General features: G+C 67.2%; 12 protein-coding genes and 1 pseudogene. 2 read left to right on the top strand and 11 right to left on the bottom strand.

Annotation, left to right across the window (positions count from 1 at the left end; genetic code table 11):
- Positions 1–308: 308 nt before the first annotated feature.
- Entirely contained in the window at positions 309–452 is a 144-nt protein-coding gene (locus tag F9929_RS23955; protein WP_193227678.1) for a hypothetical protein, read from the bottom strand.
- A 313-nt stretch (positions 453–765) separates the two neighbouring features.
- Between F9929_RS23955 and F9929_RS09580 the strand changes: the two genes are divergently transcribed.
- Positions 766–1884: an ABC transporter substrate-binding protein gene (locus F9929_RS09580; protein WP_152046336.1), complete on the top strand. Its 1119-nt coding sequence runs from the start codon at positions 766–768 to the stop codon at positions 1882–1884.
- Positions 1885–1975: 91 nt separating this feature from the next.
- Here F9929_RS09580 and F9929_RS09575 read toward each other — a convergent pair whose 3' ends face one another.
- A complete protein-coding gene (locus tag F9929_RS09575; RefSeq protein WP_152046335.1) occupies positions 1976–3169 on the bottom strand; it encodes an aminotransferase class V-fold PLP-dependent enzyme in 1194 nt (397 codons plus the stop codon).
- A 53-nt stretch (positions 3170–3222) separates the two neighbouring features.
- Between F9929_RS09575 and F9929_RS09570 the strand changes: the two genes are divergently transcribed.
- Complete coding sequence (locus tag F9929_RS09570) at positions 3223–4092, top strand: IclR family transcriptional regulator (RefSeq protein WP_407922217.1); 870 nt, start codon at positions 3223–3225, stop codon at positions 4090–4092.
- 10 nt (positions 4093–4102) lie between these two features.
- On the opposite strand, the gene F9929_RS09565 is transcribed toward F9929_RS09570, so the two are convergent.
- From F9929_RS09565 to F9929_RS09525, 9 genes and pseudogenes are all read right to left on the bottom strand, one after another.
- Positions 4103–4603, bottom strand: a complete 501-nt coding sequence (locus F9929_RS09565; RefSeq protein WP_152046334.1) for a RidA family protein — start codon at positions 4601–4603, stop codon at positions 4103–4105.
- 32 nt (positions 4604–4635) lie between these two features.
- Positions 4636–5637, bottom strand: coding sequence for an ABC transporter ATP-binding protein (locus F9929_RS09560; RefSeq protein WP_152046333.1), 1002 nt, complete (start codon positions 5635–5637; stop codon positions 4636–4638).
- Complete coding sequence (locus tag F9929_RS09555) at positions 5634–6653, bottom strand: ABC transporter ATP-binding protein (RefSeq protein ID WP_152046332.1); 1020 nt, start codon at positions 6651–6653, stop codon at positions 5634–5636. The genes F9929_RS09560 and F9929_RS09555 overlap by 4 nt, the downstream gene beginning before the upstream one ends.
- A pseudogene (locus F9929_RS09550) lies at positions 6653–7860 on the bottom strand (amidohydrolase/deacetylase family metallohydrolase). The gene F9929_RS09555 and the pseudogene F9929_RS09550 overlap by 1 nt, the downstream one beginning before the upstream one ends.
- On the bottom strand, positions 7853–8731 hold the full coding sequence (locus tag F9929_RS09545; RefSeq protein WP_152046331.1) for an ABC transporter permease: 879 nt from the start codon (positions 8729–8731) through the stop codon (positions 7853–7855). Before F9929_RS09545 ends, F9929_RS09550 begins: the two are co-directional and overlap by 8 nt.
- A complete protein-coding gene (locus F9929_RS09540; RefSeq protein ID WP_193227677.1) occupies positions 8731–9672 on the bottom strand; it encodes an ABC transporter permease in 942 nt (313 codons plus the stop codon). Before F9929_RS09540 ends, F9929_RS09545 begins: the two co-directional genes overlap by 1 nt.
- 86 nt (positions 9673–9758) lie before the next feature.
- The gene (locus F9929_RS09535; protein WP_152046330.1) at positions 9759–11291 is read right to left on the bottom strand and encodes an ABC transporter substrate-binding protein; all 1533 of its coding nucleotides are present in this window, start codon (positions 11289–11291) and stop codon (positions 9759–9761) included.
- A gap of 390 nt (positions 11292–11681) precedes the next feature.
- On the bottom strand, positions 11682–11927 hold the full coding sequence (locus F9929_RS09530; protein ID WP_152046329.1) for a hypothetical protein: 246 nt from the start codon (positions 11925–11927) through the stop codon (positions 11682–11684).
- 166 nt (positions 11928–12093) lie between these two features.
- Positions 12094–13278 (bottom strand): Gfo/Idh/MocA family protein, encoded by a 1185-nt coding sequence (locus tag F9929_RS09525; RefSeq protein WP_152046328.1) that lies wholly within the window; start codon positions 13276–13278, stop codon positions 12094–12096.
- Between the last annotated feature and the right edge of the window lie 10 nt (positions 13279–13288).

The following is a 13288-nucleotide window of genomic DNA, read 5'->3' as shown; positions in this document are numbered from 1 at the left end:
GCCGCCGCTTCATCAGGTCGATGCGGTCGGCGGCGGCGTCGCTGCGGCGCGGCGCCACGGTCGTCGACAGGATGTCGATGACGACGAGTGCGGCGATGCGCGAAAGGGTCGGCGTTTAGAACCGGGGACAGAACCCAGCGGGTCGGTCTGACGGTCCTTTCCGCCCCCTGCGGGGCGAGCCGCTTGTCTCGCCCGTCCTTCGGACCGTTGCCGATGCTCGCCCATGCGCTGCATGGACTGCGCTCGGCGCCTCGCCGGAAACAAAAAGTCCTCGCCAGCCCTCCTCCGCTAGGTTCTGTCCCCGGTTCTTAGACATCGGTATTCTCCAGCGTTTGCACGACCAGGGCGATGTCGCAATGGGCGGCGAGCGTGTTGCGCGAGTCGGTGACGGCGATGACCTTGGCGCCGCCGCAGCCTCCATCGCCTGCGGATCGAGATCGCGCCGCGCCCAATCGAGGCTGCTGATCGCTTGGACGCGACCTATGCGTCCGGAACGCGGGACGATCGGCGCGGATATCCTTGCGCTTCGTCGTGGCCGCTCGAAATGCCGGGAACTGGTGGATGGCGACGGATGTCCGGCTCGGGTCGCTGACCGGTGGGGCGAGCTCACGATAAGTTTTCCATGCGTCACCGCGCTTTCGGTCCGCCGGAAGGCGCGGGAGGCGGGATGGTCGGTGGACTCATGACCTCGAACAATTCATAGGCACGGTCGAATTGCCGGAAGAGTTCGGGTTCCGGCGAGGCGAGTTTTTCCGGAGGAACTTCATGCGACTGCCCATCACTCTCCTTTCCACCGTGGCCGCCTTGGTTCTGGCGACGGCGGCGCAGGCCGACGATCTGCGGATCGCCGTCGCCGGCCCGCTGACCGGCCCGCTCGCCGCTCTCGGCGACCAGTTCAAGCAGGGCGCGCAGGCGGCCGCCGACGACATCAACGCCAAGGGCGGCGTGATGGGGCGCAAGATCAGCCTGCAGATGGAAGACGACGTCTGCGATCCCAAGCAGGCCGTGTCGGTCGCCAACCGCATCATCAGCGAAGGCATCATGTTCATCGACGGACATGCCTGCTCGGGTTCCAGCATCCCCGCATCCTCGGTTTACGCCGATGGCGGCGCGCTGATGATGACGCCCGCCTCCTCCAACCCGAAGCTCACCGACGCCGCCACCGAGAACGGGTGGCAGACGGTCATGCGCCTTTACATCCGCGACGACGCGCAGGGCGATTTTATCGGGCCGTGGATCGCCAAGAACTATCCGGGCAAGAATGTCGCGATCCTCCATGACAAGTCCGCCTATGGGCAGGGCATCGCGGAGGCCGTGCAGCGGAGCATGAACGCGAGCGGCCTCAAGGAAATCTCGTTCGAGGGCATCAATGCCGGCGAGAAGGACTATTCGGCCCTCGTCACCAAGCTGAAGGGCGCGAAGGCCGATGTCGTTTATTTCGGCGGATATCACCCGGAAGCCGGCCTGATCCTGCGTCAGGCGGCCGAGCGCGACACGAAGTTCCAGCTCATCATGCCCGATTCCATCGCCACCCCTGAATTCTGGCAGGTGGCGGGCGCGGCGGGCGAAGGAACGCTGTTCGTGTTCCCGTCCGATCCGCAGGGCAAGCCGGAAGCCAAGGCGGCGGTGGAGAAGATCAAGGCCGGCGGCTTCTCGCCCGAAGGCTTCACCCTGTTCTCCTATTCGGTGATCCAGGCCTTCGCGGCCGGCATCGAGCGCGCCCAGTCCGACGACCCGACCAAGGTCGCCGAAGCGCTGAAGAACGGCCAGCCGATCGACACGGTGGTCGGCCCGGTGGTTTTCGACGAAAAGGGCGACCTGAAGAACGCCAGCTACGACATCAACCGCTGGAACGACGGCAAGTACGCGCCGATCCCGCAGTAAGGACGGTCGGCGAAGCCGCATCGACCATATAAGACCGGGCCGGCGATCCGCTGGCCCGGTTTCGCATTATTCGGCGAAGCCTTCGCCTTTGTCAGTCCGGCCAGGTGCTCCGCGCCCTTCGGCGACGGCGCTCCGTCAGATCCGTCGCGATCACCGTATTGGAGCGCCGGGCGATCTCCAGTTCCTCGTTCAAGCGCTCGGCGACGATCTCGGCCTGTCCCGGATGGAGATTGCAGGGGTCGAGGTAGAAGTAGCCGTGCTCCACCTCGTGGTCGCGCACGATCACCGGGCGCGCGCCCCGGCCGAGCCCGTCGGCAAGGTCCCAGGCCGTGATATGGGCGGCGGAAGGATCGACAGCGACGCGCAGGCGGTCGAGCGGGTTGCCGGTCGGATCGGGCTCGATCACCGGGGCGACGCCGGCGAAGGGCTCCAGCGTTTCCTGCCAGAGACCGAGCGCCGCGCGCTCGCGCGCCCGGATGCCGTGGTGGTCGCGCCGCTCCCAGGCCTCCAGCGCCGCGATCGTGCCGACGATGCCTTCCTTGCCGACCTTCATGCCGCGGCCGATGCCGTTGTTCTGGAGATAGGCGGCGCGCACGAGATCCTTGCGGCCCGCGACGATCCCGCCCGTCGGCCCGCCCAGAAACTTGTGCGAGGAATAAAGCGCGAGATCGGCCCCTGCCGCCAGAAACCCGCGCAGATCGTATTCCGAGGCCGCATCGACGATCACCGGGACGCCCCTGGCATGGGCGACCTCGATGAACTCGCCGAGCGGCATCTGCCCGTACTGAACCACGTGGTGCGACACGACATAAAGCGCGGCGGCGGTGCGCTCGGTAATGGCGCCCGCCAGTTGCCAGCCTTCCGCGCTTGTCGCCTGACCGACCGGAACGGGCTTGGCGCCGGCAAGGCGGATGCCCTGATCCACGGGCGCGCCGTAGCCCACCATATGACCGGACTGGATCACCACCTCGTCGCGGGAGAGGCGCCGCGTGTCGGGCAGGCGCTCGATGGCGGCGCGGTCGTCGCCGGTCATGGTGGCGGCGACCGACAAGGTGATGGCGGCCGCGCAGGACGCCGTCACGAAGCCCGCTTCGCCGCCTGTCAGCCGGGCAATGGTGGCGCTCGCCCGTTTCTGCAGATCGCCGATCTCGATGAACTGCCGCAGGGCCGCCGCGACCGCCGCCACCGCTTCCGGCACGACGATCGAGGCGCCGAGCGATGTCATCGTGCCGGAAGCGTTGATGATCGGGCGAAGGCCCATCTGGAGGCGGATGTCATCGGTCATGTCCGGCATTCTCTCGATTGCGAAGGTGGTTGGACGGGGAGCGGGCGGCCGATATGATCGGGCGATGGGATCGCTCCGGCTGGGTGAAGATCAAGGGCATGAACGTGAAGGTGGCGGCATCGGAGGAAGCGGGCGAGGGCGGGGAGGCCGAGCGGCCGGCGCGGCGCTCGCGCGTCAGCGGCATCGACCGCATCCTGCAGATTCTGGATCAGTTGCGCGACACGGGGCGCCCGGCGACGGCCTACGACCTTGCCCATTCGATCAGTGCGCCGCTGTCCACGATCTATACGATCGTGGAGGACCTCGTCGGCAAGGGTCTTCTGGTGCGCGGCGAGGAAGGCTCGATCTGGCTCGGACCCCGCCTCTACCATTACGGGCTGGCCTACGAACGCTCGATCGACCTGATGGCGATCGCCAAGGAAGAGATGATGGATCTCAACCGCCAGCTCGGCGAGACGATCCAGATCTGCGGGCGCGACGCGGACATGATGGTGGTGCTCGCCATGGCGGAAGGGCGCGACCACTTCCAGGTCACCTCGCGCGTCGGCTCGCGCGTGCCGTTGAACTGGGTGGCGTCCGGCCGGCTTCTGGCCGGTCACCTGCCGGACGAGGAGCGGATCGCGCTGTTTCGGCATTGTTCCACCGTGTCCCCCACGGGCCGCGCCGAAACCGACGCCGAAACGCTCGCCAGCCAGGCCGCCGCAGCGCTCAGCGACCGTTTGTCGATCCAGGCGGGCGAGTCCGCTTATTCGGTGGCCTGCGTCGCAGCTCCCATCGTGGACCGCAATGGTGCCTGCAACGCCACCATCTCCGTCGTTCTGCCGGACTTCAAGGTCGAGCAGGCGCGTGAACGCTATGCCGGCGCGGTGCGCGAAGCGGCGGCGCGGATCGAAACGCGGCTCGGCTGGGCAAGGCATCCTTGAGCGCACGCTTTTAATCGATCGCGACGATCGCCTCGATCTCGACGGTGATGCGGCCGGGCAGCGAGCCGAAACCGACGGCCGAGCGGGCATGGTGTCCGGCCGCGCCGAAGACCTCGACGAAGAGGTCCGAGCAGCCGTTGATGATCGCGGGATGCTCGGCGAAGTCGGGCTCGGCATTCACCATGCCGAGGAGCTTCACCACCCGGCGCACGCGCGAAAGGTCGCCGAGCGCGTCCTGCATCACGGCCAGAAGATTGATCCCGGTCAGCCGGGCATGGGCATAGGCCGCCTCCACCGTGACATCGGCGCCGACCTTGCCGGTATGCATGCGCCCGTTTGCTTCGCGCGGGCCCTGCCCGGAAAGGTAAAGGAGCTTTCCTTCCAGAACGTGCGTCACGAAATTGGCGACGGGCGGCGGGGCGGGGGGCAGGACGATCCCGAGCGCCGCGAGACGCACAAGCGGCTCTGGATCGGAGGCGGCCGGCGAAGCGGCGCTTTCAGCGAAGGACAAGATGGGGAACTCCGGAAAGGGGAGGGGCCGGCTCAAAGAAGGCCGGCGGCGGCAAGATCGCTTTGGCGCAGGCAGGCGGCGAAGTGGCCGGGGCCGAGTTCTTCCTCGGGCGGGCGTGTTTGCGCGCAGACCGCCTCGGCATGAGGGCAGCGCGTGCGAAAGACGCAGCCGGACGGCGGGTCGATCGGACTCGGGATGTCGCCCTTGAGGATGGGTCGGTCGCGCTTGGATGTCGGGTCGGGAACCGGCGCGGTGGCGATCAGCGCCTTGGTATAGGGGTGGCGCGGGCGGCGGTAGACCTCGCGGCTCGGGCCCCGCTCCATGACGCGCCCGAGATACATCACCACCACCTCGTCGCAGAGATATTCCACCACGGAAAGGTCGTGCGCGACGAAGAGCATGGTGAGCCCGAACTCGCGCTGCAGTTCCTGCAGGAGGTTCAGGATCTGCGCCTGCACCGAAACGTCGAGCGCCGAGACCGGCTCGTCGGCGACGATCAGATCGGGCTCCACGGCCAGCGCGCGGGCGATGCCGATGCGCTGGCGCTGGCCGCCGGAGAATTCATGCGGGAAGCGCCGCGCGTGTTCGGGTTGGAGGCCGACGCGGGTGAGAAGCTCGGCGATGCGTCCCGCCCGCGCCGGACCTCTCGCGAGACCGTGCGTGTCGAGCGCCTCGGCGAGGATCGCCCCGACGCGCATGCGCGGGTTCAGCGAGGAATAAGGGTCCTGAAAGATGATCTGGAGGCGACGGCGATAGCCGCGCATCTCCTTGGGGCTGAGCCGCAGGAGGTCCCGCCCTTCGAAGCGCGCCGCGCCCCCGGTCGGTTCGACGAGCCGGAGGATCGAGCGCCCGACCGTGGTCTTGCCGGAGCCGGACTCGCCGACGAGCCCGACGACCGAGCCACGCCGCACGGTGAAGGACACGCCGTCCACCGCGCGCACCGTGCCGTGGGGCAGCGGGAAGTGCGTCTTCAGGTCCTCCACCTCGAGGATCGGAGCAGCCGTTTCGGGACGGGTTCGGGCAAGCGCGCTCATAGAAGTTCGTGCCTCAGGCAGCGGCTGAGATGGGCGGGGCCGACCGTGAAGAGCGGCGGCACGGTTGTCGTGCATTTCGGGGCGGCGTAGCGGCAGCGCGGCGCATAGGTGCAGCCGGGCGGCAGGGCTGTGATCGAGGGCACGCTGCCGGGTATGGGCACCAGCGGACGGCGCGTTCCGTCGGGCGCGATGTCGCGGGCAGCGTTCGGCGTCGAGGCCAGAAGCCCTTCCGTATAGGGGTGTTTGGGCCGGGCGAAGAGGTCGCGGACCGGGGCCTGCTCCACCACGCGGCCCGCATACATCACCACCACTTGTTGAGCGATCTCCGCGACGACGCCGAGATTGTGGGTGATGAACAGGATGCTCATGCCCATTTCGCGCTGGAGCTTGCGCAAGAGATCGAGGATCTGCGCCTGGATCGTCACGTCGAGCGCGGTGGTCGGCTCGTCGGCGATAAGAAGCGAGGGCTTGTTGGCCAGCGCCAGCGCGATCATCACGCGCTGGCGCATGCCGCCCGACATATGGTGCGGGTAATCATGGAGGCGTCGGCGCGCCGCCGGAATCTCCACGAGTTCCAGCATCTCGCCCGCCCGGTCCATCGCCGCCGCGCGCCCGATCCGCTCGTGAACAAGGATCATCTCGGCGATCTGGTCGCCGACGGTGAAGAGCGGGTTGAGGCTCGTCATCGGCTCCTGAAAGATCATGGCGATCTCGGTGCCGCGAAGCGCCCGCATCTCACGGGGGCTGGCTTGGGCGAGATCGCGCACGCCGCCCTTGCGGTCGCGGTAGAGGATTTCGCCCCCGACGATGCGGCCGGGATGGGCCAGAAGCCGCATGATCGACAGGCTCGTCACCGATTTGCCCGAGCCCGATTCCCCGACCACCGCGACGGTTTCGCCGCGCTTCAGGTCGAAGGTCACGCCGTCCACGGATTTGGCCACCTGCGAGCGCGACACGAAATGCGTTTGGAGATCGCGCACCGAAAGCAGCGTGTCGGGGGCGAGGGGCTCCGCCATCAGGCGTGCGCCCCGCAGGTGCAGACCTTGGCCTCGCCTTCCTTCGGCATATGGCGCGAAGCGCGCACATGCACCGTGCCCCGGATCGCGTGGTGAGGCTCGAACATCCGGTGAAGGGTGGCGAGCGCGCCTTGCGAGTCCCGCACCTTCAGATCGCTATCCACGAGGTCGAACACGGTCAGTTCGGCCTTCGTGCCGACGCTCAAGAGATCGCTGGTCGAAAGGCCCACGGCCGACATCGGCGCGGTGGTGGAGGCGGTGACGACGGCCTCGAAGGGCATGCCGACCGACAGGAGCTTCGACATGGTGGTCGCCATGTCCCAGACCGGCCCGTTCAGGGAATGGTCGTGGAGGTCGGTGGAGATGGAGAAGGGCAGGAGGCCACGCTCGATCGCGATCTCGGCGACCTTGAAGGAAAAGGACGCCCCGCCGTGCCCGACATCGAGCCGGATGCCCTTGTCGGCGCATTTCACGACGAGGTCCCAAAGGTCGTCGTCCTCGACGATCGAACCGCCGGCCTTGCCGTTGAAGCAATGGGTGATGACGTCGCGGGGCGCAGGAGTTCGAGGATCTCGTCGTAGGTCGGCGGCGGCTCGCCGACATGGATCATCATCGGCAGCTTCAAAATCTTGGCGACCTTCACCGCGACCTTCACCGGCGTGATGCCCCAGGAGCCAAGGATCACATGGCTCGCCCGGCACTTGATGCCGACGATGAGGTCGCGATTGGCTTCCACCACGGCAAGCGTACGGTCGATGTCGATGGAGCGGATGTCGATGAGCTCGCTCACCCGGTTGCAGGCGACGAGGCCGATCGAGCCGATATTGAGGAAGGCGAGGATGCGCTCTTGCGCCGGCTCGATGATGTATTCGCGAAAGCCGTGGAAATTGGCCTCGCCCGCCGAGCCCGCGTCGACGATCGTGGTGACGCCGCGCTGAAGGCCGGCGAGCTTCGGGCGGATCGAGATGTCCGTGCCGCCATGCCAGACATGGGCGTGGAGATCGGTCCAGCCGGGCGACACGAAACCTCCCGCCCCGTCGATCGCGCGCGCACCCGGCGGGGCGATGAGGGACGGGCCGACGGCGGCGATGCGCCCGTCCGTGCCGACGAGGATGTCGGTGTGGCCTTGAGGGGCCGAGCCTGGCGTGAAGCCGACGGGGCGCACGTTGCGGATGAGAAGAGCTTGATCGTCCACGGATTCAGATATCCTTGGCAAGACGGGGATCGAGGAGGTCGCGCAAGCCGTCGCCGACGAGTTGCAGCGACAGAACGGCGAGAACGATGGCGAGCCCCGGGAAGAACAGAATCCAAGGGGCTTGGTCGAGATACTGGCGCCCTTGCGCGATCATGGTTCCCCAGGTCGGCACGCTCGGCGACACGCCGACGCCGAGAAACGAGAGCCCCGCTTCCGCCAGCATGGCGCTGGCGAAGATGAAGGTGCCCTGGACGAGGATCGGCGACAGGAGGTTGCGCAAGACGTGGCGCGTCATGATGCGGGGCGTCGAGACGCCGAGCGCGCGGGCGGCCTCGACATAAGGAAGCTCGCGGATCACCAGCGTCGAAGCGCGCACGATGCGGGCGAGGCGCGGCGCGTAGACGATGCCGAGCGCGGCCACGACATTCACCACGGACGGCCCGAGCGCCGACACGAGGGCGATAGCGAGAAGGATGTCCGGAAAGGCCATCATCGCGTCGATCAGCCGGGCGAGCGGCGTGTCGAGGCGGCGGAAGAAGCCGGCGAGAAGCCCGAGCGTCACGCCGATGAGGCTCGACACCACGACCACCGAAAAGCCGACCAAAAGCGACAAGCGGCCAGCGACGGCAAGCCTCGTGAAGACGTCGCGGCCGAAATCGTCGGTGCCGAGGATGTTGACCCCGGAGGGCGGCCGCAGGCGGCTCGCCAGCGACAAGCGCGACGGCGAATAAGGCGAAAGCCACGGGCCGAACACGGCGAGAAGCAGGATGGCGAGAAGAACCAGAAGGCCGAGGAGCACGGCCTTGCGCCGAAGAAGGGCGCGAAGGATCTGGCCGGCCCCGCCCGGCGCTGCCCCGACGGCGGCGGATGCGACCGCGGCCATCAGTACCGCACCCTCGGGTCGACGATGATGTAGAGCATGTCGATCGCGAAGTTGATGAGAACGTAGAGACCCGCGATCACGAGAAGCGCGCCCTGGATCACCGGATAATCGCGGCGCAGAACGGCGTTCACCACGAGATTGCCGACGCCCGGCAGGCTGAACACGGTCTCCGTCACCACCGCGCCGGAAACCAGAAGCGCCGCCGTCAGGCCGATCACGGTGAGGATCGGGATCAGGGCGTTCTTCAAGGCATGGCGCACCACGACGCGCGCCTCGCCCATGCCCTTGGAGCGGGCGGTGCGGACATAGTCGTCGTTGAGGACGTCCAGCATGGAAGCTCTCGTGAAGCGGATGATGAGAGCGGAGGACACGATCCCGAGCGCCACGGACGGCAGAACCAGATGGCTCATCCGTTCCGCGAAGCTCGCCCCCGGACCCCCGTAGCCGGAGGTCGGAAACCAGCCGAGCCGCACGGCGAAGAACTGGATCAGGATGAGGCCGAGCCAGAAGCTCGGGATGCTGGCGGCCAGCATGGCGAGCGTTGTGGCCGCCTGATCGAACAGGGAGCCGCGCCGATAGGCCGAATAGATGCCGATCGGCAGCGCGATGGCGACGGCGAGGCCGAGCGAGAACAGGGTGAGAAAGAAGGTCGGCTCGGCCCGGTCGGCCAGCGCCGACAGAACCGGCTGGCCGAGAAAGATCGACTGGCCGAAATCGCCGCGCACCACATCGGCGAGATACTGGACATATTGCACGAGAAGCGGACGGTCGAGGCCGAGCTGCGAGCGCAAGGCCGCGATGTCGGCCTGCGTCGCGTCCGGCCCCAGCATCACGGCCGCCGGGTCGCCAGGCGTCACGCGAACGATCACGAAGACGATGGTGACGACCATCAGCATGACGACCAGCATGCCGAGGAGGCGGTGGGCGATGGTGCGGATCATAGGTCCCTCGGCGCGGCGGCGGCGGTGGTCGGAACGCTTGGCCCCCTTCGAGGCCGGAAGCGTTCCTGACGGGCGTAGCGGCTGGATCAGCGCGAAAGCCACGCGTTCCAGAAATACGGCCAAGGGGCGGGCGTTACGTCGTGAAGCGCCGGGGATTTCGCCGCGACCGCGTTGAAGTCGCCGACCTTGAAGGCGGGCACCTCGTCATAGAAGACCTTCTGGACGTCCCCGAAGAGCGCGGCGCGCTTGGCAGGGTCGGACTCTCGATTGAACGCCTCGAGCGCTTTAGTCTTGGCGTCCGACACCCACCAGCCGGGCGAGGAATCCTGCATCACGCCGATCAGCGAGGGCTCGGGCAGGAAGGGAGAGTGGGAAATGAAGATGTCCCACAGCGCAGGGTCCTGGCGCCGCTGGGTGAGCGTCGCCCAGTCCACCACGTCGAGCTGCACCTGAAGGCCCGCTTGGCGCAGATATTCGGCCGCGACCTCGGCCATCTTGTAGTGGAACTCGTATTGCCGGCTGGTGAGGATGCGCAGCGGCGTGGCGCCGTCGTAGCCCGCCGCTTTCAAGGCCGCCGCCGCTTCTTCCGGGTCGCCCTTGCCGTAAGCCGAAACGCCTTCCCCGCTGTGCCAGTTGTAGCCTTCCGGGTAGAGCGAGCCGTCGACGGCATAGAAGTCGGCCGAGCCGAAGCCGGCGATCAGGAGGTCTTCGGGGTTGAGGGCCGTCAGCACGGCGCGGCGCTTGGCGACATCCGACAGGAGGCCCTGCTTGGTGTTCATCACGAAGACCGGCCAGCCGAAGGGCCTCAGCGTCACGGCTTCGGTCTTGCCGCCCTCTAATCGCCCGACGGACTCCACGGGAATGGAATCGGCATAGGCGAACTGGCCGGCGACCGCGCCTTCCACACGCGTATTGGGATCGGGCACGGGCACGAAGCGGATTTCGTCGAGATATTGGTGGCGCGCGCCGCCATAGCCGTTCGCGGCATCGCCACGCGGCTTGTAGCCACCGAAACGCAGGAGCTGGATATATTGGTCGGGCCGGCGCTCGCCGAGCTTGTAGGGCCCGGTGCCGACCGGCTTTTCCATCGGCACCGCCGCGTTTTCTTCCGGCAGAACCACGGCGGCGGAATTGTTGAAGGCCAGAAGCGACAGGAGCGGCGCGAAGGGCTCCTTCAAGGTGATGCGCACCGTGGCGGGGTCGACGGCCTCGATCGAGGCGATGTGCTTGGCGGCCTGCTGGCCGCGCGAGGCGGTCGCCTGCCAGCGCTTGAGCGAAGCCAGGACATCGGCCGAGTCCATGGCCGAGCCGTCGTGGAAGGTGATGCCCTGGCGCAGCTTGATCGTGTAGACGCGCCCGCCGTCCGAAATCTCCGGCAGGGTTTCAGCCAGAAGCGGCACGACGCTCCAGTCGCTGCCGAAAGTGTAGAGCGTTTCGAAGATGTGCTGCGAGACGATGCCGACGAGGTCGGCGGTGGAGGCCATGGGATCGAGCGTCGGCGGCTCACCGATGGTGGCGACATCGATCACGCCGCCGCGCTGCGGGGCATCCGTTTGCGCCCAAACCGTGGAACTCAGGAGGGTCACCGAAAAGGCGGTTAGCAGGCAGGCAATCCGCATCGAAACCTCGTTTCACAGTTGTGGAATAAGTTCCCTAGTTATTGTGCAGGCATTTTCCTGCCCGTCAACACGGCAAATGCGTAGCCTGCCCGATTTGGTGCAGTGCATCATTCCGGCGGCAATTTTTGCGTGTGAGTGAAACTCGGAAGGGTTGCGCTTCGGCGCGGCGCGGCGCGGCGCGGCGCGTCCGCTGACGCGCGACCACTTCCCGTCGCCTGCGCGCGGTATCCTTCGCACCGTCGCTTGTCCGACAACGGTGCGCTCGGCGCGTCAGCGATTTTCTAGGGGATCGGATCGAGCAAACGAATAGGCCCCTCGGGGATCTATCCGGAGGGCAGTGCATGCCTTCCGGCAAGGAGCAAGAAACCTGTCCTGGGTCCGAGACCCTGGTTATTCCTCCTGGAATTCCTTGCCGACCTCGCCGTGTTTCGCCAGCACCTTCGGCTCTTCGAGAACCTCGCCGGTATCGGTGTCGATCGTCATCGTCAGGGCGACGACGCCGGCGAACTTCTCCGAGTCCCGTCCGGCACGGGCGATCGCCTCGTCCGCCGTCCGGTACTCGACCGACCGGCCGGCGGTCAGCTTCTTGCCGCGACGTTCGAATTGCTGGACGATGAACAGCGTCTTTTCGGGCATAGGAGGTGTCCTTCCAAACGGATCGGACATCGAGAGCCCGGCACGGGAGGGATATCACTCATATTGCCAGTGGACGCGTGAATCTCTTCATGCCGTCCACAAAAACGAATGGCGCAAGCCTGCCGACCCCAGCCGCGAAGCAGGATCGGCGGGGTTGCTCCGCCGTTTACGCGCCGGAACCGCCGAGAGGTTCCCAGGTGCATCCGTTGCGGCTGGAACGCACGGCCGTTTCGATGAACTGCATGCCGGCAAGTCCGGCTTCGATGCCCGGCAGGTCGGCGGACGGCGACCGCTCGCCCTTGCGTGCGGCGACGATGGCGTCGGCCGCCTCGGTGTAGACGTTGGCGAAGCCTTCGAGATAGCCCTCGGGGTGTCCCGACGGAATGCGCGAAACCCGGCGGCTGTCGGGGCCGGACCCCGCGCCGTTGCGGGTGACGAGCTGCTTGGGCTCGCCCAGGCGGCTTACCCACAGATAGTTCGGGTCGGCCTGCGTCCATTCGAGGCCTCCCTTGGTGCCGTAGACGCGCAGCTTCAGCCCGTTCTCGTGACCGACCGCCACCTGGCTCGCCCAGAGCATGCCCCGCATCCCGCCCGAATAGCGCAGGAGGATCTGCACGTCGTCGTCCAGCCGCCGTCCCGGAACGAAGGTGGTGAGCTGCGCCAGAAGCTCGGAAGGCTCCTGTCCGGTGACGAAGGAGGCGAGGTTGAAGGCGTGGGTGCCGATGTCGCCGATACACCCGCCCGCGCCCGAGCGCGCCGGGTCGGTGCGCCATTCGGCCTGCTTGGAGCCTTGCGTTTCGGTGGCCTCCGCCAGCCATTCCTGCGGATACTCCGCCTGGACGAGGCGCAACTCGCCAAGCTCGCCGGCCCGGATGCGCGCCCGCGCCTCGCGGATCATCGGATAGCCCGTATAGTTGTGGGTGAGAACGAAGAGCCGGTCCGAGCCCTTCAGGAGCGCTGCCAGCTCCTCGCCCTCGCTCAGGCTGATCGATAGCGGCTTGTCGCAGATGACGTGGATGCCGGCTTGAAGAAAGGCCTTGGCGGCCGGCACATGCATGTGGTTCGGCGTCACGATCGACACGACCTCGATCCCGTCCGGCCGCGCCGCCTCGGCCTCAGCCATCTCGGCGAACGAGCCATAGGCGCGCGCCGGATCGATCCCGAGATCGGCGGCGGAAGCGCGGGCGCGCTCGGGGTCGGAGGACAAGGCCCCCGCCACGAGCTCGAAGCGGTCGTCGATGCGCGACGCGATGCGGTGCACGGCGCCGATAAAGGCCCCCTGACCGCCGCCCACCATGCCAAGGCGGATGCGGCCGGCAGCCGTGTCGGCGCGGCTGGCTTCGATCGTCATGTTGAAGCGT

Source organism: Aureimonas psammosilenae (assembly GCF_009176975.1).
Lineage (GTDB): Bacteria > Pseudomonadota > Alphaproteobacteria > Rhizobiales > Rhizobiaceae > Plantimonas > Plantimonas psammosilenae.
The sequence above is the reverse complement of the archived record's forward strand: the minus strand, read 5'-3'. Positions and strand labels throughout refer to the sequence as shown.

What these genes read in the sequence shown, in the direction of transcription:
- F9929_RS09580 (WP_152046336.1), top strand. Translation starts at nt 766, where the DNA reads ATGCGACTGCCCATCACTCTCCTTTCCACCGTGGCCGCCTTGGTTCTG.
- F9929_RS09575 (WP_152046335.1), bottom strand. Translation starts at nt 3,169, where the DNA reads ATGACCGATGACATCCGCCTCCAGATGGGCCTTCGCCCGATCATCAAC.
- F9929_RS09570 (WP_407922217.1), top strand. Translation starts at nt 3,223, where the DNA reads ATGATCGGGCGATGGGATCGCTCCGGCTGGGTGAAGATCAAGGGCATG.
- F9929_RS09560 (WP_152046333.1), bottom strand. Translation starts at nt 5,637, where the DNA reads ATGAGCGCGCTTGCCCGAACCCGTCCCGAAACGGCTGCTCCGATCCTC.
- F9929_RS09555 (WP_152046332.1), bottom strand. Translation starts at nt 6,653, where the DNA reads ATGGCGGAGCCCCTCGCCCCCGACACGCTGCTTTCGGTGCGCGATCTC.
- F9929_RS09545 (WP_152046331.1), bottom strand. Translation starts at nt 8,731, where the DNA reads ATGGCCGCGGTCGCATCCGCCGCCGTCGGGGCAGCGCCGGGCGGGGCC.
- F9929_RS09540 (WP_193227677.1), bottom strand. Translation starts at nt 9,672, where the DNA reads ATGATCCGCACCATCGCCCACCGCCTCCTCGGCATGCTGGTCGTCATG.
- F9929_RS09535 (WP_152046330.1), bottom strand. Translation starts at nt 11,291, where the DNA reads ATGCGGATTGCCTGCCTGCTAACCGCCTTTTCGGTGACCCTCCTGAGT.
- F9929_RS09530 (WP_152046329.1), bottom strand. Translation starts at nt 11,927, where the DNA reads ATGCCCGAAAAGACGCTGTTCATCGTCCAGCAATTCGAACGTCGCGGC.
- F9929_RS09525 (WP_152046328.1), bottom strand. Translation starts at nt 13,278, where the DNA reads ATGACGATCGAAGCCAGCCGCGCCGACACGGCTGCCGGCCGCATCCGC.